This window comes from Pseudoclavibacter sp. RFBA6, assembly GCF_002931575.1.
Lineage (GTDB): Bacteria > Actinomycetota > Actinomycetes > Actinomycetales > Microbacteriaceae > Pseudoclavibacter > Pseudoclavibacter terrae.
Map to the genome: position 1 here is coordinate 63,455 of NZ_PSUA01000012.1, position 21,815 is coordinate 85,269.

The window sequence follows — 21,815 nt, forward strand, 5'->3', positions numbered from 1 at the left end:
CGGACTACTCGTCGTCTTCCGAGAGCTGCTGCTGCACCTCTGGCGACACGTCGATGTTGGTGAAGATGTTCTGCACGTCGTCGCTGTCCTCGAGGGCGTCGACGAGGCGGAAGACCTTGCGTGCGGTATCGGCGTCGGCTTCGACCTTGACGTTCGGGACGAACTCGGCGTCCGCGGAGTCGTAGTCTATGCCGGCGGCCTGCAGTGCCGCGCGGGCGCCGACCATCTCGCTCGCCTCGGTCCGGATCTCGAACACGTGTCCGTGGTCGATGACCTCTTCGGCGCCAGCGTCGAGGACGACCTCGAGAATGTCGTCCTCGGTGGGCGTCTCCTCGTGCGGGACGACGATGACGCCCTTGCGCTCGAAGTTGAAGGCGACGGAGCCCGGGTCTGCCATGTTCCCGCCGTTGCGGCTCATGGCGGTACGCACCTCGGCGGCTGCCCGGTTCTTGTTGTCGGTCAGACACTCGATGAGGAGCGCGATGCCTCCGGGACCGTAGCCCTCGTACATGATGGTCGTGTAGTCGATCGATTCGCCGGTGAGGCCCGCCCCACGCTTGACGGCGCGGTTGATGTTGTCGATCGGGACGCTGGTCTTCTTGGCCTTCTGGATCGCGTCGGCCAGCGTTGGGTTTCCTGCGACGTCAGCGCCGCCGATCTTGGCGGCGACCTCGATGTTCTTGATGAGCTTGGCGAACGACTTCGCGCGGCGCGAGTCGATGATGGCCTTCTTGTGCTTCGTCGTCGCCCACTTGGAGTGTCCGGACATGTGTTCTCCGTTGTTCTCGCGCGTCTCGCCGAAGGCGGGCGCCTGCTTCTGATCGTGTGCACGCCGACACCGTTGCCCAGGAATCGGGACACAACCGGTCGTCGTCGGCGCGCGGTCTGTCCCCAGTTTACTCGTGCTCCTGGGCTGCGCCTGCTCGAGGCCGCCGGCTTAGGCGTGCTCTGGCCAGGCACCGGCCAGGAAGACGGCGAGTGCGCGTTCGAGGGCTTCGATGTCGGCGATGGCCGCCAGCTCGCGTGCCGAGTGCATGGAGAGGATGGGGATGCCGACATCGACGGTCGAGATGCCCAGCCTGGTGGCTGAGATCGGGCCGATGGTCGAGCCGCACGGCAGCGCGTTGTTCGAGACGAACGGCTGCACGGCGACGCCCGCGTTCTGGCAGACGCCGTGCCAGAGCGCGCTCCCCCTGGCATCGGTCGCGTACCGCTGGTTGGCGTTCAGCTTGAGGAGCGTGCCCCGTCCCGCGATGGGTCGGGATTCGTCGTCGTGCTTCTCCGGGTAGTTCGGGTGCACGCTGTGGCCGAGATCGCTGGAGACGAGCCACGAGGCTGCGAGCGCGCGCCGCTGCTGCGCGGGACCCGCACCGAGTCCCTCCTGGATGCGTGCGAGGACGTCGCCGAGGAAGGGACCTGCAGCTCCGGACCGGCTCGCGGACCCGACTTCTTCGTGGTCGAACGCCGCGATGACGGGGATGACCCCGTTCGGGACCGTCTCGACGAGTGCGGTCGTGGCCGCGTGGACGCTGACGAGGTTGTCGAGGCGTGCGCCGGCGAAGAGTGCGTCGCCGTGACCGAACAGCTGAGCGTCCTGCGCGTCGGCGAGGAAGAGGTCGTACCCCGCGATCGTCTCCGGATCCGCGCCTGCACTTTCCGCGAGAGCGGTGACGACGCCGCCTGCGGCCTGGAGCCCGAGCACGGGATGCGTGTGGCGCTGCGGGTCGAGGGCAAGACCTCGCTCGTTCACTCCCCTGTCGAGGTGGATGGCGAGCTGCGGGATGCGCGCGATGGGACCAGAGGCGGCGAGCACCGTCCTGCCGTCGGCAAGCGCGAGACGTCCCGCGACGCGCAGCTCGCGGTCGAGCCAGGAGTTCAGCAGCGGGCCGCCGTAGACCTCGACCTCGAGGCGCTGCCAGCCGTGCGCCAACGACTCGGGGGTCGGCTTGACCTTGAACCCCGGCGAGTCAGTGTGCGCTCCCACGATCGCGAACGGTGTCGTCGGAGTGGTGGATTCTGGGACGCGCCAGGCGATGACGGCGCCGTCACGAACGACGACGTACCCACCTGCGTCCTGCGACCATTCCTCACGCTCGTCGAGGGAGGTGAAGCCCGCGTCCTCGAGCCGCCTGGCCACCTCAGCCGCCGCATGGAAGGACGACGGTGCGTCACGGATGAAGGCGGCGAGCGAATCGCTGACCTGCTTGCTTCGCGCGGCTCTGCTCGGTCGGCGTCTCGCCATGTTCGTCTCCTGGCTTCTCTCGAGTCGATGCGTGGATAGGTGTGGTCAGGCGGCGTGATCGGTGACGCGATCCAGGAAGTACCTGTGGAACCGTGTTTCGCCGTTCATCTCCGGGTGGAATGAGGTGCCGAGCAGGTTCCCCTGCGACACCGCCACCACGCGGCCGTCAGGCAGGGCGGCCATCACCCGTGCTCGGTCGCCGACCGCGTCCACGACCGGGCCGCGGATGAAGGTGGCGTGCACCGCTGGCTCGCCCAGCTCGGGAACGTCGAGCTCGGTCTCGAACGACTGGTTCTGCGATCCGAAGGCGTTCCTGCGGACGGTGACGTCGAGCCCGCCGAAGCTCCGCTGCCCGTCGATCGCGTCCAGCACGGTGTCTGCGAGCATGATGAGCCCGGCGCAGGTGCCGAGCACCGGCATCCCGGACGCGATGCGCTTCTTGATGGGCTCGGCGATGTCGAAGATCCGCGAGAGCTTGTCGATGACGCTCGATTCCCCGCCGGGGATGACGAGTCCGGCGACGGCTTCGAGCTGCGCCGGAGTGCGGACGAGCACGACCTCGGCGCCGAGGTCCGTGAGCACCTGCTGGTGCTCACGGACGTCGCCTTGCAGCGCCAGGACGCCGACCGTGGGAGCTGCCAACGACCTGCTACCAGCCGCGCTCTGCGAGGCGGTGTGGGGCGGCCAGGTCGGACACGTTGATGCCGACCATGGCCTCGCCGAGCCCGCGCGAGGCGGCCGCGATGACGGCCGGGGCGTCGAACGCGGTGGTCGCCTTCACGATCGCCGCGGCACGCTGGGCTGGGTTGCCGGACTTGAAGATGCCGGAGCCGACGAAGACGCCGTCGGCGCCGAGCTGCATCATCATGGCCGCGTCGGCGGGCGTCGCGACGCCTCCGGCGGTGAAGAGGACGACGGGCAGCTTGCCGGTCTCCGCGATCTCGCGCACCAGCTCGTACGGCGCCTGCAGCTCCTTCGCGGCGACGTAGAGCTCGTCGCGGGTCATGGAGGTCAGGGCCGCGACCTCGCCGCGGATCTTTCGGATGTGCTTGGTCGCCTCGGAGACGTCGCCCGTACCGGCCTCGCCCTTGGAGCGGATCATCGCGGCACCTTCGTTGATGCGACGGAGGGCCTCACCGAGGTTCGTGGCGCCGCAGACGAATGGCGTCGTGAACTGCCACTTGTCGATGTGGTTCACGTAGTCGGCAGGGCTCAGCACCTCGGACTCGTCGATGTAGTCGACGTCGAGGGCCTGCAGCACCTGAGCCTCGACGAAGTGCCCGATGCGGGCCTTCGCCATGACCGGGATGGAGACCTCGGCGATGATGCTCTCGATGAGGTCCGGGTCGCTCATGCGCGCGACGCCGCCCTGCGCGCGGATGTCGGCGGGAACGCGCTCGAGGGCCATGACGGCGACGGCACCAGCGTCCTCGGCGATGCGAGCCTGCTCGGCCGTGACGACGTCCATGATCACGCCGCCCTTGAGCATCTCGGCGAGTCCGCGCTTGACGCGGTTCGAGCCGACGGTTCCGTCGGCCCCGGCAGGGGTGGCAGTGCGTTCGCTCATGATGTCCTTAGTCTCCGCGTGCAGTCAGTGCGAGGCGGTTCGGGTGTGAAGTGTGCTCAAGTGTAGACGCGGCGCAGCCCCCGCATGGTTGGGCGAGTGCCCAATGAGAACGCTGGATGTCAGGCCCGCGGCCAAGCGTCCGCGAGAGCCTGCCTGGTCTCTCCGAGGAGCGATGGGAACGCCTTCGTCTTGGCGATGATCGGGAAGAAGTTGGCGTCGAACTGCCACCGCGGCACGATGTGCTGGTGCAGGTGGCCAGCGATCCCAGCCCCGGCCAGTCGGCCCTGGTTCATGCCGATGTTGAAGCCGTCCACGTTCGAGACCTCACGCAGCACGCGCATCGCGGTCTGCGTGAGGTGTGCGATCTCGAGCACCTCGTCCTCCGTGGCCTCGTCGTACATCGCGACGTGGCGGTAGGGGCAGACGAGCAGGTGTCCGGAGTTGTACGGGTACAGGTTCATGACCACGAACGCGTGCTCGCCCCTGGCCACGATGAGCGACTTCTCGTCCTCCATCGTGGGCCCGACGCAGAACGGGCAGGCGTCCGCGGCCGGGTCCTGCCCGTCCTGGATGTACGCCATCCGGTGCGGCGTCCAGAGCCGCTGGAACGAGTCGGGCACCCCAGCGAAGTCGGTGGAGCGCTCGATCTCGAGACCGTCCAGCTCGCCGTCCGGGAACCCGAGGGCGCTCATGCCAGGTCTTCTGCCGTGTTCACGAGCAGGTGCTCGTCGACGGCCCCGCGGACGAGACGGATCGCGTCCTCGATCGGGACGCCGTTGCGCTGCGTGCCGTCGCGGAACCGGAACGAGACCGTCTTGGCGGCGCGATCGTCCTCGCCGGCGATGAGCTGGAACGGCACCTTCGCCTTGGTGTGGTTGCGGATCTTCTTGGGCATGCGGTCATCTGAGGCGTCGAGCTCCGCGCGGACGCCGTGTGAACGCAGCTCGTCGACGATGCCCTGCAGGTAGTCCCCGTACTGCTCGGCGACCGGGATGGCAACGAGCTGGACCGGCGAGAGCCAGACCGGGAACGCACCGGCGTAGTGCTCGACGAGCACGCCGAAGAAGCGCTCGATCGACCCGAAGAGCGCACGGTGGATCATGACGGGCCGCTGACGGGTGCCGTCTGGGGCCGCGTACTCCATGTCGAAGAGCTCGGGCAGATTGAAGTCGAGCTGGATGGTCGACATCTGCCACGTGCGACCGATGGCGTCGCGCGCCTGCACGGAGATCTTGGGCCCGTAGAACGCTGCTCCACCCGGATCCGGCACCAGGTCGAGTCCTGATGCGGTCGCGACCTCCTCGAGCGTGCGAGTCGCTTCCTCCCAGGTGGCGTCGTCTCCGACGAACTTCTCCGGGTTCTTCGTCGACAGCTCGAGGTAGAAGTCGTCGAGACCGTAGTCCTTGAGGAGCGAGAGCACGAATTTGAGGGTCCTCGACAGCTCGTCGCGCATCTGCTCACGGGTGCAGTAGATGTGCGCATCGTCCTGCGTGAAGCCGCGCGCACGAGTCAACCCGTGCACGACCCCGGACTTCTCCATGCGGTAGACGGTGCCGAACTCGAACATGCGCAACGGCAGCTCGCGGTACGAGTGCGCGCCCTGGTTGTAGATCAGGTTGTGCATGGGGCAGTTCATGGGCTTCAGGTAGTAGTCCTGGCCCTGCTTCGTGACGTTGCCCACCTCGTCGACTTCCTCGTCGATGCGCATCGGCGGGTACATTCCGTCGCGATACCAGTCGAGGTGGCCCGAGATCTCGTAGAGTCGCCCCTTCGTGATGTGCGGGGTCGACACGAAGCTGTACCCCTCCTGCACGTGGCGCTTGCGGGAGTGCTCCTCCATCTCGAGCTTGATGATGCCGCCCTTGGGGTGGAACACCGGAAGCCCGGAGCCGAGCTCGTCCGGGAAGCTGAACAGGTCGAGCTCGCGGCCGAGGCGACGGTGGTCGCGCTTCATGGCCTCCTCGATGCGCTCCTTGTAGGCGCGCAGCTCGTCTTTCGTCGGCCAGGCGGTGCCGTAGATGCGCTGCAGTTGAGGGTTCTTCTCTGATCCGCGCCAGTAGGCCGCGGCGGAGCGGAGGATGGCGAAGCCGTTGCTGAGCATGCGGGTCGACGGCACGTGCGGGCCTCGGCAGAGGTCCTTCCAGTAGACCTCGCCGGTCTTCGGGTCGACGTTGTCGTAGATCGTCAGCTCGCCCGCCCCGACCTCGACGGACTCGTTGTCCGCGTTTGCGCCGCTGCCCTTGATGTTGATGAGCTCGAGCTTGTACGGCTCGTTCGCGAGTTCCGCTCGAGCCTCGTCGTCGGTGACGACGCGACGCACGAAGCGCTGGCCCTGACGCTGGATGCGCTGGGCCTCCTTCTCGATGGCCTTGAGGTCCTCAGGGGTGAACGGGGTCTCGACGTCGAAGTCGTAGTAGAAGCCATCGGTGATGGGCGGACCGATACCGAGCCTGGCGTCCGGGTTGATCTTCTGCACGGCCTGCGCGATGACGTGTGCGGCGGAGTGGCGGAGGATGCTCAGCCCCTCTTCGCTGTCGATCGTGACCGGCTCTGCGACTGCGCCGTCCGGTACCTCGCGGGCGAGGTCTACGAGTTCCCCGTCCAGCTTCATCGCGACGACGGAGCGGTCGGTGAAGAGCTCGAATCCGGTGGTCGTCGCGCCGCCGGCATCGCTCTGGCGGGGTTCGGTCTCGAGGTCAACGGGATCGCTGGTCACGATGCTCCTTGTCGTTAGGCATGAACAAGCGACCACTTTATCGCGGCACCGGCTCACGCCGAGCACCGGTCGACGCGCGACGAACGAGTTCCCTACTTCGCGGGACGGTTTCCCTTGGCGGTGAAGGTGCCGATGTCCTCGGGCTCGTCCGAACTCGCTGATGCCGTCGTGGGCCGCCCCGAGTTCCCGGCAGGGTCCGTGCCCTCGGCACGAGCGGAGCTCTTCTTCTCTGAGGCGGCCGTGCCGTCCCTGCCGAGCGTGTCAACGAGGCTGTTCAGTGCGAGGAGCGCGAGTCGGATCTTCTGATGGTGTCGCCCGTCCGTCTTCACGTCGAGCTTCTCGGCCAGCTTCACCGCCTGCTCCTTGATGATGCTCTCGCGACCGGTGACGACCTTCTTGAGTCCCGTGTGCACGGCTTGCACGCGCGCCCCAGAGTTCGCGGAATCGCGCACCCGGCCTCCTTTCGGTGCCCCTGCGTTCGCACCTGCGCTGTTGCCCGTCGAAGACATGCTTCCTCCAAGTGCGCCAGTCGGCGCGATCCGTGATGGGAACAAGATACGCCGGATCGAGATACATCGCGTGTGAAGACGCTGGGTGACGCGACGCGTGCAGATACACAGCCAAGAGGGCGGCACATCCGGCTAGCCTGAAGTCAGCGATCGGCGGACTGCCTTTGGCGAACGGACAACCAAAGGTTGCTGATCGAGGGGACCCTCACATTACGACTTCATCTTCCGCGCTCCCCCAGGCCTCAGGCCCGCTTCAGGGTCTCGGCCGCGTCCGAACCACGAAGCCCCGCACACCGGGAGCGAAGTCCGTCACGCAGAGCTACAGCGCAGTGTCGAAGGTCATCCGTGAGATGGGCCTCCTCAAGCGCACTCGCTGGTTCTACGGAATGCTGGCCGCCGGCCTCCTCGTCGCTCTGGGTGGCGCGATCACCGGCTTCATCCTGCTCGGCGACAGCTGGTTCCAGTTGCTTATCGCCGCGGCTCTCGGCATCATCTTCACGCAGTTCGCGTTCATCGCCCACGAGGCCTCGCATCGACAGGTGCTCGAGTCCGGCCCTGGCAATGACCGCCTCGGTCGCTTCCTCGCGGCTGGCGTCGTCGGTATGAGCTACAGCTGGTGGATGACGAAGCACACGAAGCACCACGTGAACCCGAACAAGATGGGCAAAGACCCTGACATCGACTTCGACACGATCTCCTTCACGGAGGAAGACGCCAGGAAGCAGACCGGGCTTCTCGCGCTCATCACGCGCAAGCAGGGCTACCTCTTCTTCCCGCTGCTCACGTTCGAGGGCTACAACCTGCACTTCCGCTCGATCAAGTCGCTGTTCACGCGCCAGCCGATCAAGGGTCGCTGGGTCGAGTTCACCATGATCGCCGTGCGCTTCGCGATCTACTTCGGTGCCATCTTCTGGCTCCTCCCCCTCGGTATGGCCTTCGCGTTCGTGGCCGTGCAGATGGCCGTCTTCGGTGTGTACATGGGCGCCTCGTTCGCGCCCAATCACAAGGGCATGCCGATCATCCCGGCCGATGTCAAGATGGACTTCTTCAGCAAGCAGGTGCTCACGTCCCGCAACGTCAGCGGCGGCTGGTGGGCGAGCGCACTCATGGGTGGCCTCAACTACCAGGTCGAGCACCATCTCTTCCCGAGCATGCCGCGTCCTCACCTTGCTCGAGCTCGCGAGATCATCCGCGAGCACTGCCAGAACCTCGACGTTCCGTACACCGAGACGACGCTCGTCAAGTCGTACGGCATCGTCATCGAGTACTTGAACCGCGTCGGACTGCAGGCACGCGACCCGTTCGACTGCCCGCTCGTCAACCAGTTCCGTCGCGTCTGACCTGAGCACACGCACGTCGAAGGCCCACCCGGGTAATCCGGGTGGGCCTTCTTCGTCGCTTCTCCTGTTCAGCACCTGAGGCCTATTCGTAAATCTACGAATAGAGGCGTATGCTCGAGTCATGAGCATCCACTTCCAAGCACAGATGCCTTCCGGCTGGAAGGCCACGAGCGCCATCCGCACCATGCGCTTCCCGGGTGGCGAGGTCTCCCTCGTCGTCCCGCACACCCTCGACGAGGTGCCCGCCTACGCCACCGTCACAGGTGCAGATCCGGCCGATCTCGTTGCCCTCGGAATGTGGGCCGACTACGCCCACGGTCTCGGGCACCGCGCCGTCGCCCTCCTCCCCTACCTGCCCGCGGCGCGGGCCGACCGCGGCGTGCCGTTCGGCGCGAAGGTCTACGCCGAGCTCATCAACAGCTTCCGACTCGACCAGGTGATCGTCTTCGACCCGCACTCCCAGGTCGCGCCCGCGATGATCGACAACGTCAAGGTCATCGGCTCGGCACCGTACGTCCGTCGCGCCACGATCGGTCGTGTCGGCGGCACCCACGACTTCGTCGGCGTCGTCGCCCCGGATGCGGGCGCGGTCCGCCGCGCACAGGCTGCGGCGACTGCCCTGCACCTCCCGCTGTACCGCGCCGAGAAGCACCGCGACTTCGCGACAGGCCGCCTCTCCGGATTCAGCTGCGAGGAGCTGCCGGCAGAAGGGCGCTTGCTGGTCGTCGACGACATCTGCGACGGAGGCGGCACCTTCAGGGGCCTCGCGGAGGCCACTGGCCTGACGCGAGAGCGCCTCGCCCTGTTCGTGAGCCACGGCGTCTTCTCCGGCGACGCGCCAGCGCTCCGCGAGCACTTCGTGGAGATCATCACGACTGACTCGCACCCGGGCGCCTCCCGCGAGGGCGTTGCCACCAAGGTGCTCTCCATCCGCAACATCCTCGCCCCCTTCGTCGAGCGCTGAACCGCGCAACGAGGACCTGGACCTCGCCATCAGAAAGGCATGACCATGAACTTCACGGCAATCGCTCCCCTCTTCCAGACGGACGCGTACAAGCTCGGCCACCTGCAGCAGTACGGACTCGCGGGGAACGTCACGGGCGTCTACTCCAACTACACGAACCGCGGATCTCGCATCGCGGACATCGGGGCCGTCGTGCACTTCGGGCTCCAGGCGTTCCTCGAGCGCTACACGGACTCCTTCCGGGTGTTCTTCGACGCCGACGAGGACGAGGTCTGCGCGGCCTACGAGGCGCGACTCGCGCGCATCCTCGGCCCGAACACGATCGGGAGCGCGCATATCCGCGAACTGCACCGTCTCGGCTTCCTGCCCCTGCGCTTCTGCGCGGTCCCAGAGGGCACGGCGGTGCCGCTGCGCATCCCGAGCTTCACCATCGAGAACACGCACCCCGACTTCTTCTGGCTGACCAACTACGTCGAGACGGTGCTGAGTGCGGAGATCTGGCAGGCCTCCACGACCGCGACCCTCGCCAAGGCGATGCGCGAGACGCTCGAGGTCGCGGCGACCAGGACGGGCACGCCGGCCGCGGCCGTCGACTGGCAGGGACACGACTTCTCCTACCGCGGGATGTCCTCCAACGAGACTGCGGCGATGAGCGGTGCAGCGCACCTGCTGAGCTTCACGGGAACCGACTCTCTCGTGTCCATCGATTGGATCGAGCGGCACTACGGCGGCGAGTTCGTCGCCGGGAGCGTCCCGGCGACCGAGCACTCCGTGATGTGCGCCGGCATCGCCACGGTCGGCGAGCGGGAGCTGTTCGAGCGGCTCCTCCACCTGTACCCGAGCGGCATCGTCTCCGTGGTCTCCGACACCTTCGACCTCTGGCGCGTCCTCACCGAGTACCTGCCCGCCCTCAAGCAGGATGTGCTCGCGCGTGACGGGAAGCTTGTCATCCGGCCGGATTCTGGCGATCCAGTCGACATCCTCTGCGGTATCGAGGACGAGGGCCGGGATGTCAGCGCGGCCGAGCGGAAGGGGGTCATCGAGCTCCTCTGGGACACGTTCGGCGGCACCGTGAACGCCGCGGGCTTCCGGGAGCTCGACCCGCACATCGGCGCGATCTACGGCGATTCCATCACCCGTGAGCGGGCTGTGCGCATCACGGAGCGACTCGCGGCGAAGGGCTTCGCGTCTGGCAGCGTCGTGTTCGGCATGGGAAGCTTCGGGTACCAGTACCAGACCAGGGACACGTTCATGTCCGCGATCAAGGCGACATGGATTCGAGTCGATGGCCGAGGCGTCGACATCCGGAAGGACCCAGTGACCGACAGCGGGACGAAGAAGAGCGCGACGGGAAGACTCGCCGTCGTCCGAGACGCAGAAGCTCGGATGCGCCTCATCGAGCGCGCCACACCCGCGGAGGAGGCTGAGTCCCTCCTGCAGACCGTGTGGGAGGACGGGGCGTTCGTTCGCCGCCAGACGTTCCCCGAAGTCCGCGCGGTGCTCGCCGAGCAGACGGTGCTGCGTTGAGCAGAGCATACGATCAGCCGCTTGTCGCGATGGATGCACTTCCCGTGCGCTACCGCGACGAGCGGCTGGAGTTCGGCCTGGCAGTGCGACAGTACGACCCGCATGCGGGGGTCGAGGCTCTTCCGGGGGTGCTCCTCCTCGCGGGCGAGCACGGGCCGGGCCCAGTGCTGCGTGCCATGCGCACGAAGGCGGGTATCCCCGAGTCGGAGGTGCGGTTCACCCGCCAGCTCGGCTGGTTCGACGGCACCATGCGCGACCCGCGCAGCGCGACGATCTCCCTCGCGAGTCTCGTGTTCCTCGAAGCGGGTGCCCGGGCCGGCGAACTGGTCTGGCATCCGCTCGCCGACGTGCCGCCCATGCCCTTCGACCACACTGTGATCGTAGAGGCGGCGCGTGTGCGGCTCGGTGAGATCGTCTGGCGGGACTGGGAGGTCACGCGAGCGCTGCTCGGCGAGAAGTTCACCTCTGGCACGGCCCTGGCGCTCGGCGCCGCCCTGGAGTCGGAGCCCTACGATCGTCCGAACTTCCGACGCTGGCTTGAGGGAACCGGTGTCGTGCGGGTCACCACCGACACGGCGGGCGTCAGACTCAGGGGGCGCACGACCGTGTGGGAGTGGAGCGACTGAGTCATTCCCCGGAAGGTCCGCGCACGTTACAGGTTCGCGCTCAAAGAGAGGATGGGACTCCATGGTCGAGATGCCGCACATCACAGAGGCGTGGGAGACGATCGAGCGCGTCCTGCGCCGTCACGTCCCTGCCGTGGCGGACACGTTGCGCCCCGGTGCAGACGACGCTTCGCTTGACCGGCTTGCAGGTGCAGTCGGTGACCTGCCAGACGAGCTGGTGGCGAGCCTCCGCATCCACGACGGGCAGGACAACCCAACGCAGCTCCTCGATCTCTTCGACTACCTGACGTTCCTGAGCGCCGAAGCGATGCTCGAAGATCATCGTGTTCGTCGCGACGCGCTCGGCGACGATGTGGGCTCGACAGAGTACTCGTGGATGGCTCCGGATCGGGTGCGAACGATTCCGAACAGCAGCGGCTGGCTCCGCTTCACGGATTCTGACGGGACCGGTCACGCCGTGGATCTGGATCCGCTCCCCGCAGGTCGACGTGGGCAGGTCATCTGGCTGCCGATCGACGGCCCGACTCCTGCTCCGATCGCCGCCTCCTACGGGGCCTGGTTGACGAGTCTGGCCCGCCGCCTCGACGACGGGGATTTCACCGTCGATGGCGAACTCGGCGTCCTCCGACTCGGACGAGACATCACGGCGTGAGCGCTGGTCGATCTCAGTCGCCGTCGTGGCTGCTCGCCTGACTCCGCTCGAAGACCCAGATGGCCTTCGTGTCCGGGAACCATGGTGTCCCGTCCTCTTCGAGGACAGTCCACCCCGCGAGGTGCTGTCGATACCCGGGCTGGATCCACGCCTCCCTGTGCAGGAGCGACAGCTCCGGGTCCATCGCCAGAGCCGCGCATGGAAGTTCGTCGAGCTCGAACTGGCAGTACTGCTCCTGGGCCTCTCTCGGCAGCGATCCCTCGCCCCAGCTGATCGTGAGGAGCGCCTCCGTGACCGCCCGGGCGGTCGACGTGAACGTGTGCGGCCCGCTCGCGATGAAGTCTGCGAGCTCCGGCAACGGAACACGCTCTCGGTATGCGCCGAGCAGAGCGTCCCCATCCCGTCCCGGGGTGACGAGCGTCAGCATCCGGTCCGGGATGCTCGGCATGACGAAGTCGCGGACGATCAGCACCCCGTCGGGGGCGAGCGCCCTCCCGATGACGGCGAGGTTCGCCAGCGCGGCCTGTCGACCCTGCTCTGGTCCCCGCGGGTTGTACGAGGCGATCTCGTGCAGCACCGAGCTCATGACGATGCCGTTCAGGTTGCGCAATCCGAGCTCTGCGAGCTGGTCTGCCCTCCCTGACCGCACGGTGATGCCGGGAATGTCGCGCAGGTGGGTGACCGCGTCGACGGAGTCGTCGAGCGCGATGACGTCGTCGACGTCAGGAAGTGCTGCGATCCTGGCCGCCAGCTCTCCCCCGCCCGCGCCGATGTCGAGGACGCGTCCACCGCGAAGCCAGTCGGTGAGCTCGGTCTTCTCGTCGACGGCGGCCGCCATGCGCCGGAAGTAGCGTTCCTCGAGTCTTGAGCGCTGACTGCCTGCGGCTGCGGAGCCTGTCGTATCCCTCGCGGATGTCATGGTGAGGATCCTCCGCTTGTTCGGCAGTGACTGCGGACACGAAGAAGGCCCCTGAAATTCAGGGGCCTTCTTCTCAATGGTGGGCGATACTGGGATCGAACCAGTGACCTCTTCCGTGTCAGGGAAGCGCGCTACCGCTGCGCCAATCGCCCATTGCGAGGTGACGACGGGATTCGAACCCGTGTGGACGGCTTTGCAGGCCGCTGCCTCGCCTCTCGGCCACGTCACCGTGTTGTGGGTTGAAACCCGTGCAAACTCCGTTTGATGTTTACCACCAGACTGAGTCACACTCGAGCGGATGACGAGATTCGAACTCGCGACCCTCACCTTGGCAAGGTGATGCGCTACCACTGCGCCACATCCGCATCGCGCTTGTCTCGGGAACTTCCGTTCCGGCTTGACCAGCGCGAGAATGACTCTATAGGAACTCGAGCCGCGATACAAAATCCACCGGTGTAATTCGCCGAAAGTCCTGGTCAGAACGGCAAGCCGCGGTGGGCGTCAGAGGTGTCCTGCACGAGGGGCTGCTGCGAACAGTCGCCGGAGGCGCCGTTCGAAGCGATGCAGGCACGTCCGCAGTGCCGGGACGTGCTGGACTGACTCGTGCACCTGGACGACACGGCGACACGGTTCGGCACTTCAACACCGCGTGCTCATCCCCCGCCGGATTCTGTGGCATGATTAGTCCTCGTCGCGGGTGATTGGCGCAGTTGGTAGCGCGCTTCCTTCACACGGAAGAGGTCGTGGGTTCGAGTCCCGCATCACCCACCGCAATAAAGGCCCGGTCTCAGCCGTAAAGCTGGAACCGGGCCTTTTCGCTTGTGTGGTGCCCGTGGGACGAATATGGGACAAACTGCTTTCGGGACTATGAAGCGAGCTCGTTCCGCACTCGGTCGGAGGCGCTCGGCATGCGTTCGATTCGGCGACGCTCCCTCGTTCAGGCTCTCGCGTCGGCTGCGCGCTTGTGGTCATGGCGATAATGACTCTGGACAGCAGTCATCGGAACACCCCGATCGACAGCCCTGTCGACGTGGTCCGGCGGCACGTTCACCATGAGCACGAATGCGAACAGCACGACCACGGTGAACATCGTGACGACGTCCGTGACAATCCCGGTTGTTGCGGGGCGCACGTACAACTTCAACTTCAGCGTCCAGGCTGGCAAGGGCTACACGTCCGAGGGGATCTGCGGCACTGTCAACTCATCTGTGACCTTCGACGTGATTGCAGGGGCGGTTACGACGAACCTCGCTCAAGCCCACACGCAAACCGGTCCTGGAGTACTGGTGTCTTCACCGTGAGCTGCGCGACAAACGGCGTCCGCAACCCCCAATTCGGAGCGAACGGCGTGGCTGGCCAATCACGGAACATTACCGTCTCCGACACCGGCACGAGCACGGGAAACATCAGGCTGCGCATGCGGTTCACGAACACAGCGACAACGGCTGGAAATGGCGACGACTGGCGAATCACGCCATCGTTCGCCACCTGCACCAGGTAAAGCCCGCAGAACAAGACCGCCACCACGCCCAGGCTGAATACAGGATCTCCGTACTTGTCTTCTGGTGCCGCGATGTCTCACCCCGAGCTCTGGCACGGGCCTGTGGTGAAGAGTCAGCAGGCACTTGGTATATCTCGGTGAAGGGTGCCCCGCGTCGGACGGTCGAGCGACGGGATGGAGAGCTTGCGCGCCTGGTCGAACACCGAGCAACATATTTGCGGACCTTCCGCGTCCCACAAATATCTCCATTTCGAGCCCCACGTATGAGGCCTGAGAACAGTACTGAATGCCTCAGGACTGATTCGGGGCGCCCGTATGCCACAGTCTGCACAGTGAGATCCGCCACCTGGAAAGGGCGTGGTTGACGCATGTTTTGTGCGCCTGGGCGTCGGTATCAGCGGGAGCCAGGCAGCGTGCTGCAGTTGGAGCCGCGGATCGAGTCCAACCGCTGAAGTTTGCTCCACATCGCTGTGAAGAGGGCTGCGTCGGCTGGGCTCCAACACAGAACGTCGGCACCCTGCCTCCACCCAATGAGGCACGGTGTGTCTCATCCATCTCCTGGTCGACCGGCCTGAAGCTGGTTTCACAATCTGGCATCAGACATGCGGTGACACACGTCTGATAGGGCACGTGGACCGCACACCCACAACAAAACCTACGGCCTCACTCGGGTCAATAGCGATGCCCATCGTGAGAGTAGCTAGTTTAGCTCCTAGTTTGCGTGCCGAATCAATGGCGAAAGGAACGTGACGGCCGCCCCATCGCCCAATCTGGCGCTGCAACCCTTGCACCGAAGGCGCCTTCGATCTCTCATGCACACGTTGCTCCTCCCGGGGCAGCCGTCCGGGGCAGGGGATCACCTCCTACTGTGCTTCTGCCAGCCTTTCCGCCTCTCCGGTTCCCTGGATTCGACTTTCCATCTGGAGTCGCGAATCCTGGTCCGTCAAATAGGAGCGTCCTTCTTCGCTCCCACTCAATGCCCTCAACAATGTGCGCACGTTCCTGTACCCACTGACTCCGGCAACCTGCGCGAAGTCAACCTTTCGCCCGCCGTATCCATTGAGGTTCATGAGCGCGAGAGAAAGACGGGCCCCGCGAAGATATCCGGCCGGAGTCAATCCCACCTCTCGAAAAACTCGATGAACATTGGAAGTCGACACAGCGAGCACTCGCGTGAGCGAGCCCGCCGAAAAATCGGGATCGTGCGCGCGATCCAGGATCACCCTCACTGCACGGCCGAGGAGAGAGCCAGGGTCAAGGTGACTCCCCTGAGGCAGGCCTCGAGGCACATCCCGCGTCGCGCTGATGCTGGCAGCAAGTAAGTGCTCAAGTCCGCGTCGCCAAGGCCCATAGGCCGGGGAGCTCGGGTCCGTCGGGGCGTTTAGTGACGCAGTAATGGCTGCCCTCAGCACTCCGAGCACTCCCTCCGGGGGATGCATTGCTCTGCCATAGAGCGACTCAGAGTCGCCGTAGTAAGACAAACGATTCTCGGCGGTTCCGAGGATCAATCTCGCGGTGGGTTCATTCGTCTCGAGGGCTATGAGGTCGCTCGAGCGACTGACTATCAGGTCTCCCGCGTTCAGAAGCGTTTCGCCTTGCTTCGTTTCGATACGGTGAGACCCCAGGATTGCGAGCGAAGCCATGACGGGCGTTTTGAACGGCTGACGCTTGTGCGCGACGAGCCGCATTGGAGTGTGCCAGATGCGAGCGACCAGGAAACCATCTACGCACGTATGATCCGACAGGATCTGCGGAACACCCTCACACCTCGCGATCGTCCAGCCGTGCGATGCCATGAAGTACATCGTTTCATCGCCCGACAACGCGAGACCTGTTCGATACCCGTCGACCCGATTGAATTCGTCCGGATTCTGCGCCATTGCGGGATCCTCTCCATGCCTTGTTGAGCCTGGGGGCTCAAGCTGGACCACAACTATGCATCATGTAGCGGTCCCTTGCGAACCTCCCTCGAGACCACAGGTCCGGAGGTCAGGCTGGCTTGAGACCAGCAGGAGGGCATGTGACGGAACAGTTCCGGGGGCCGGTGCAATAACTGCCACGTTCGAACCAAAACTTCCCACGAGTTTGGTCCACAGCCAGAGCAAGTGTTCACAATGTCACCGACACCTGAAACGCATCACCTTGAGCTCGTGCTGACCGAGCGGAAGCGGACCCAACATGAGCGACGCCCCGAACCACCCTCACGACACGCGACGCACGATTTCCACCGGAGCCGCGTGGACCATTCCAGTATTGGCTCCCAGCCCTGCGACGTCATCTGCAGCACTGTCCGCGGGCTCCGATGGGGCTTCCCGAGCCCCGCTGGAAAGAAACGCCGTGAGAAATCCCGCTCGGGTCCCGAACTTCGAAACCCCACCTGTCCCCGCTCGCTGCGGGTCAATCACCAGCTGGCAGCAGCCCTAGCCTCTTCCAAACTTGCAAGTCTGGGTTTGCCCAGACCCGAGGCCGCAATGAGCTTTAACAAGTGAAACCTGACCGTAGACGGAAACTGGTCATGCCGCAGTGAGATGTCAAGTGGTATGAACAAATTCTCGGCGCGCAGACGAACGTTGATCGGGATCGATCAAGCGCCCGAGCGTGGATGTTGGAACAACACCGCGGCCCTTTCCTAGACCAACCGCTGCTGCCGGAATTGCCGGGGGGCAATGAGGGGTAGTTGGTTGCGTGTGCCCTTGCATTGGGGAATGTGAGGGCACACATCTCTTCCCAACGGCCTTCGGGTGTTCTCGGACAACCCAAGGTGAAGCGGTCAGCTCGATTCTGAAGCGCCGAATGCTCATCTGCACGAGAGCTGGCAGGCCTGCGACCATCAACGTCACGGGCCCTCAAACGTCCCCCAACTACGACTTCCTCGTCACCGACACGCCGGCCAGAAGCTACTCACGGCACGAGCAGGGCGGATCGTCGGCCAGGGCAAACGGGACGAGCGTGCGACTGCAGACGGTGCACAGCGGACTCGACGCCGGCGCGAGGGGCGGGCTCACCCCTGCGAGGGAGACATCCAGTCCCCATGGCCGGGGTGTTCGCCTGCGTGGGTGTGCCGGAGCCTCGTCGGTTACCCGTTCGAGAGCCAACAACTGCGAGTGTCGTCCCGAATAGAACCGCGACTGGAGGCGCGGATATCTTCGCCCATGCGGCCGTGCTCTGCCTCGCACCGCACCCCGTTGTTGCCCAACCGCCCTCAGAGGTTGACCACGAGGACGGTGAGTACCGTGACGATGATCACGACGGCGATACCGGAGCCGCAGCCGATGGCGGCGATGGCGCCGTAGCCGAGGCGGGAAACGCGTGCGCCGGATCGGCGTGCCGCGTCGAGGAACTGCGGTCCACCGCCCGCACTCCAGGAGGAGGCGGCCGAGATCTGATTCCGGAGGGCACCGACATCCGCTGCGGCGCCGGCCATCGGACGGTCGAGGACCGATGCGACCGTGCCGGCAGCGGTATACCCCAGCGCGCGGTTGACAGCCCCTGGGTCGGCGAGCAGCGGGTACTTCGCTCCCCCGACGGCGAGGTGGATGCTCTGCGCCCTCGACGTCACCGTGACCTGGGATGCAGGTGCGCGGACGACGACGGTCCACCCTTCTGGCGCGAGGGCCCACAACGTCATCCAGCCGTCGCTGATCTCGGCAGTCGCGGGCACATATCCTCCCCCGCCGCTGACTCCGAGTGCACCCGAGAAGGTCGCATGAGGGAAGTGGTTGGGATACGTCACGCTCACATGCTAAGCGGCAGTGGTCTCGGGCGCGGTCGGGCCGGTGGGACGGGCGACAGTCGCTGTGAGGCGAGCGATCGACGGGTCCACTGCGGGTTCGTCGGCTCCGGTCGGCTCTAAACTCGGCATCAGGGCCGACGACGAGGAGAGCAATGGCGAACGTGGGATGGGACCGGGACCGGGACCGGGCAGCGGCGAGAGCCGCGGGAACGCCACCGCACGTCCTGACCAGCATCGCCATGCGCCGCCCCGATCTCCGCGCGGACATCGCCGCGAACCCGGGCGCCACGCCCGAGCTGATCCGATGGATGAACGGGGTCAGCGGGCCAGGCAAGCCGCAGCCGCAACCGCAGTCGACGCGTACTCAAACGCGTCCCGGGTACGGGCCTCGCCCAACGCATCCGGGGCTCGCCGCTGCCCCCTACGCCCCCGGTCAAGGCGCGTACCCGCCGCGTGCAGGCCTGGCCGCCGCCCCGTACGCCCCCGGTCCAAGCCCATACGCGCCGCGCAGGAAAGGCAAGGCGGGGTACTGGTTCGCCGGTTGCGGCTGCCTGGTCGTGGTCGCGTTCATGGGCCTGTTCGCGTTCGCCGGCCTTGGCGCGATCCTCGGCCTGAGCGACGCGGCAACGACCCCGAGCCCCTCTGTCGAAGCAGCCCCGGTCGACACCGGCGCCGCGGACCTCGCCGATCACATTGCGCTGTACGAGCAGGAGCGGACGAGAATCGATGAGCTCTCGACAGCGCTCGAGGCAAACCCCGTCAAGCCCCTCGTGGCGCTCTTCGACTGGATGGAGGACCAGGACGTCAAGATGGAGGACCCGAACCTCACCGCGTACGCGGCGGAACTCGTCGCCGACCAGATGAGCACCTTCCGCGCGGACCTCGAACAGAGCATCACCGACGCCGAGACGCGCCGCGCGAACGCGAGCGGGTCCGTGAGCGAAGGCCTCATCGACGCCGCCGGGAACGGGTTCATCGACGTCCAATACGACGCGGCGACCACCTGCAAGACCCGCGAGGGGTACACGGTCACAGGGTGCGTCAAAGGCGGCAGTCCCCTGGTTGTGCACCTGCTGCCGGACACCGAGCGCAGCGAGTGGCACGCCAAATTGACCACCGTCCACGAGCTCGCGCACGTGTACCAACGCGCAGACGACGTGAGATACCCGGACGATGACGGCGGCTACCAGGCCCTCCTCGCGCAGGGGCTGTTCCAGGGCAGCGAAGAGGTCATGGCCGACTGCTACGCCTTGACGTATCTCAACGAGTGGACGCTGAGCGACGGCGTCACGGAGGCTGGCTATGGCTACATCTGCGGCGACAGTGAGCGCCAGGCGATCCGCGACTGGGCGGCAGGCATGAACGCGCCCGTCGGCTGACGTCGGTGCCCGCTGCGGGCATCAGCACTCGGAGGCATGTGCTCGCCGTTCCGTAGGGTGGGGTCATGGGGTTCCAACCGCTTCGCTCGAGGTCACGCGACTTATCGGTCTGGTTCGCGACGCGACCGGAGCTGTTCGTGTCTGAGAGATCGCCGCGCAAGACGGTGTTCTGGCTGGCCTCAGCTGTCGCCGCCGGCCTCGTCGCGCTGCTCGTCTCCCTCAACCCGACAGCCACCGTCGAATTGCTGGGCGGGCGAGTGCGGAGCGGTCAGGCGGTTGCTGGTGCGTTTGTCCTCCCCCCGCTGGCCTTCGTCGCCTGCATCGTCCTGACGTTCCTCGTCGCCCGCCGGTGGCGAGTACGCGGCGGTGGTGTCCTCCAGAACGCAGTCATCCTTGGGGTGCGGCCCGGCTTCCCCCTCGACGACGTCGTCGGTGCCCTGGAGCAGGGAAGCACTCGTCGCCAGCCGGCGGTCGAGGCACTTGCGTCAGCGCAGCACACGAACGGTGACGACCGCCTGCTGACGATCTGGTCGTCGGAGCGCGACCACGTCATGGTCATCGCGATCCTCCGGGTCGAGGGGAACGCCATCTGGATCGACCAGGAACCGGTCATGCTCGGACCCGACTCGTACTTCGACGCCGAAGCGTACGACCGCGAGGCGCGTCGCCTCCGGGATCATTGACGCTCGGCACGCTCAGCGGGGACTGACAAGCAGGAAGAGGAACATCATGGACCACACCGCATCGAACCTGGTTCCGGGGCCTGGGCTCTACGCCACTCACGACGGCGTGCTGTACCCGCTGCGGGTGCACGACGGCAGGTGGGCGTTCCGCTCGACAAGCCCCGTGCGTGACTTCGTCGTCGCTGACGAGGTCTACATCCGCCCAATCGCCATCGACGATGAGGTCGAGTGCTTCGGGTTCGAGCACGTCGGCGTCTACCGGGGGCTGCCGGTGCACGTCGCGCCGCGTCCCGGCGGTGCCGAACTGCTCCTCGTCTCGACCGACCGCTCGTCGGCGGACCTGGGGTTCACGGCCGAGCCGTTGCGTCGCGGCGGCCACGACTGGCGGAAGACCGTCACCAACGGCGACCCCGAGCTAACGGTCACGAGCACCAGGGTTCGCAAGCCGATCCCGTGGGAAGGACACCCCGAGGAGGTCCTCCCACCCCGAGAGCCTGCGCGAACGGGTGCGCGCGCCTCTCAGCTCCAGCGGGGAGATGGGGCGCCTTCTCGGCAGCTCCAGGCCCCGGGGCTGTACGCGATGCTTGATGGCCTCGAGTACCCGGTTGTGCCGCGGGGCGCTGAGTGGGCCCTGCGATCCGAGGAGCCGCGGCCCGGTTTCGTTCCGCAGCGGGGAGAGCATCTCCGAACGATCACCCCGGAGGACCAGCTTGCATACGTCACGATCCTGCACCCCGGGACGTACCGTGAGCTGTCGGTCCAAGTCAGGCCGACGTCCGCGCACGCCGTGCAGCTCTCGACTCGCGACCGACGTTCGGTGGGCCGCGGATTTGTGCAGTTCGGCTTCGAGCGCCCCGAGATCCAGGAGTATGTGCACTCGGTCGCGCTCGATGACCCCGAGCTGCAGGTGACGACGACGCGGGCTCCATCGGCCCCGCCGTGGCTGCGTCATGGGAGAGAGCGCACGCCGACGGGAGTGCCCACGACGTGGAGCGACTTCGCGGAAGCGTTCGCCGCGGCACTCGAACAGGTCACCGACCGGGTCGTCGTCATCGTGTCCGCGGCCGGTGACGCGCGCAGGTACGTGCAGTTCGCGGGAGACTCCGACGTGCTGGAGGCGGAGGCGCCCGGGCGCAGTATCGTCGCCGATGCCGACGAGCGCGTCCTCCGGGGCGCGGGCTGGACGCCGCCGGGCCCGAGCCAGCCGAACTGGTCGGCAACCGCCCGCCGCCACGACGCCCGTCCGGTCAGGCGTGCGCTTGCCGAGATGTCGGTCGCCGCTCTTCGCGACGGGTACAGCGTCGGGAGTCCGCGGTTGCTCTCCTACACCGCGTGGCGGGATCCGCAGGTGTTCCCGGACGGGGCGAGCTACACGGCCGAGGAGTGGGAGGCACGCGACCTCGGGACGGCAGCGCTCGAGATCCCCGCCCTCCGTCTCCCTCGACGCTGACGACCAC

Annotated in this window: 18 protein-coding genes and 4 tRNA genes; 9 read left to right on the plus strand and 13 right to left on the minus strand. The window is 66.2% G+C overall.

The annotated features are described in order from the left end of the window. Positions 1-4 precede the first annotated feature (4 nt). The 7 genes from C5C17_RS10220 to C5C17_RS10250 form a co-directional block, all read right to left on the minus strand. Entirely contained in the window at positions 5-769 is a 765-nt protein-coding gene (locus C5C17_RS10220; RefSeq protein ID WP_104253287.1) for a YebC/PmpR family DNA-binding transcriptional regulator, read from the minus strand. 168 nt (positions 770-937) lie between these two features. Beyond that, a complete protein-coding gene (locus C5C17_RS10225; protein WP_104253288.1) occupies positions 938-2,242 on the minus strand; it encodes a M18 family aminopeptidase in 1,305 nt (434 codons plus the stop codon). Between the two features lie 45 nt (positions 2,243-2,287). Next, positions 2,288-2,884 carry a pyridoxal 5'-phosphate synthase glutaminase subunit PdxT gene (pdxT, locus tag C5C17_RS10230; protein WP_104253289.1) on the minus strand — a complete coding sequence of 199 codons (597 nt, stop codon included), beginning with the start codon at positions 2,882-2,884 and terminating at the stop codon, positions 2,288-2,290. Positions 2,885-2,891: 7 nt separating this feature from the next. Beyond that, complete coding sequence (gene pdxS / locus C5C17_RS10235; RefSeq protein WP_104253290.1) at positions 2,892-3,809, minus strand: pyridoxal 5'-phosphate synthase lyase subunit PdxS; 918 nt, start codon at positions 3,807-3,809, stop codon at positions 2,892-2,894. Positions 3,810-3,928: 119 nt separating this feature from the next. Further along, a complete protein-coding gene (locus C5C17_RS10240; protein ID WP_104253291.1) occupies positions 3,929-4,501 on the minus strand; it encodes an HIT domain-containing protein in 573 nt (190 codons plus the stop codon). Beyond that, the gene (gene thrS / locus C5C17_RS10245; RefSeq protein WP_104253840.1) at positions 4,498-6,420 is read right to left on the minus strand and encodes a threonine--tRNA ligase; all 1,923 of its coding nucleotides are present in this window, start codon (positions 6,418-6,420) and stop codon (positions 4,498-4,500) included. The genes C5C17_RS10240 and thrS overlap by 4 nt, the downstream gene beginning before the upstream one ends. Before the next feature lie 197 nt (positions 6,421-6,617). Next, entirely contained in the window at positions 6,618-6,977 is a 360-nt protein-coding gene (locus C5C17_RS10250; protein ID WP_104253292.1) for a hypothetical protein, read from the minus strand. A 386-nt stretch (positions 6,978-7,363) separates the two neighbouring features. Here C5C17_RS10250 and C5C17_RS10255 point away from each other — a divergent pair, with 386 nt between their 5' ends. From C5C17_RS10255 to C5C17_RS10275, 5 genes are all read left to right on the plus strand, one after another. Continuing rightward, positions 7,364-8,374: an acyl-CoA desaturase gene (locus C5C17_RS10255; RefSeq protein WP_258066159.1), complete on the plus strand. Its 1,011-nt coding sequence runs from the start codon at positions 7,364-7,366 to the stop codon at positions 8,372-8,374. Between the two features lie 121 nt (positions 8,375-8,495). Next, on the plus strand, positions 8,496-9,338 hold the full coding sequence (locus C5C17_RS10260; protein ID WP_104253293.1) for a ribose-phosphate pyrophosphokinase: 843 nt from the start codon (positions 8,496-8,498) through the stop codon (positions 9,336-9,338). 45 nt (positions 9,339-9,383) lie between these two features. After that, positions 9,384-10,865, plus strand: a complete 1,482-nt coding sequence (locus C5C17_RS10265; protein WP_258066160.1) for a nicotinate phosphoribosyltransferase — start codon at positions 9,384-9,386, stop codon at positions 10,863-10,865. Further along, positions 10,862-11,491, plus strand: coding sequence for an NUDIX hydrolase (locus C5C17_RS10270; protein ID WP_146079132.1), 630 nt, complete (start codon positions 10,862-10,864; stop codon positions 11,489-11,491). The genes C5C17_RS10265 and C5C17_RS10270 overlap by 4 nt, the downstream gene beginning before the upstream one ends. Before the next feature lie 61 nt (positions 11,492-11,552). After that, positions 11,553-12,143, plus strand: a complete 591-nt coding sequence (locus C5C17_RS10275) for an SMI1/KNR4 family protein (protein ID WP_219820502.1) — start codon at positions 11,553-11,555, stop codon at positions 12,141-12,143. 13 nt (positions 12,144-12,156) lie between these two features. On the opposite strand, the gene C5C17_RS10280 is transcribed toward C5C17_RS10275, so the two are convergent. The 4 genes from C5C17_RS10280 to C5C17_RS10295 form a co-directional block, all read right to left on the minus strand. Then, positions 12,157-13,062 carry a hypothetical protein gene (locus tag C5C17_RS10280; RefSeq protein ID WP_146079133.1) on the minus strand — a complete coding sequence of 302 codons (906 nt, stop codon included), beginning with the start codon at positions 13,060-13,062 and terminating at the stop codon, positions 12,157-12,159. A 77-nt stretch (positions 13,063-13,139) separates the two neighbouring features. Next, positions 13,140-13,214: transfer RNA gene (locus C5C17_RS10285), tRNA-Val, on the minus strand. A gap of 6 nt (positions 13,215-13,220) precedes the next feature. After that, positions 13,221-13,291 (minus strand) — tRNA-Cys (locus C5C17_RS10290). Positions 13,292-13,355: 64 nt separating this feature from the next. Further along, a tRNA-Gly gene (locus C5C17_RS10295) sits at positions 13,356-13,427 on the minus strand. Between the two features lie 330 nt (positions 13,428-13,757). Between C5C17_RS10295 and C5C17_RS10300 the strand changes: the two genes are divergently transcribed. Beyond that, positions 13,758-13,830, plus strand: a tRNA-Val gene (locus C5C17_RS10300). Between the two features lie 1,596 nt (positions 13,831-15,426). Here the strand turns inward: C5C17_RS10300 and C5C17_RS18365 are convergent. Together C5C17_RS18365 and C5C17_RS10315 are read right to left on the minus strand one after the other, a co-directional pair. After that, on the minus strand, positions 15,427-16,443 hold the full coding sequence (locus tag C5C17_RS18365) for an AraC family transcriptional regulator (RefSeq protein ID WP_146079134.1): 1,017 nt from the start codon (positions 16,441-16,443) through the stop codon (positions 15,427-15,429). Positions 16,444-17,765: 1,322 nt separating this feature from the next. Next, positions 17,766-18,296 (minus strand): hypothetical protein, encoded by a 531-nt coding sequence (locus C5C17_RS10315; protein WP_146079135.1) that lies wholly within the window; start codon positions 18,294-18,296, stop codon positions 17,766-17,768. 152 nt (positions 18,297-18,448) lie between these two features. On the opposite strand from C5C17_RS10315, the gene C5C17_RS10320 reads away from it, so the two are divergent. The 3 genes from C5C17_RS10320 to C5C17_RS10330 all read left to right on the plus strand — a co-directional run bounded on the left by C5C17_RS10320 (position 18,449) and on the right by C5C17_RS10330 (position 21,808). Continuing rightward, a complete protein-coding gene (locus C5C17_RS10320; protein WP_146079136.1) occupies positions 18,449-19,675 on the plus strand; it encodes a hypothetical protein in 1,227 nt (408 codons plus the stop codon). Positions 19,676-19,812: 137 nt separating this feature from the next. Beyond that, the gene (locus tag C5C17_RS10325; protein WP_258066161.1) at positions 19,813-20,358 is read left to right on the plus strand and encodes a hypothetical protein; all 546 of its coding nucleotides are present in this window, start codon (positions 19,813-19,815) and stop codon (positions 20,356-20,358) included. Between the two features lie 46 nt (positions 20,359-20,404). After that, positions 20,405-21,808: a hypothetical protein gene (locus C5C17_RS10330; RefSeq protein ID WP_104253302.1), complete on the plus strand. Its 1,404-nt coding sequence runs from the start codon at positions 20,405-20,407 to the stop codon at positions 21,806-21,808. Positions 21,809-21,815: the final 7 nt, after the last annotated feature.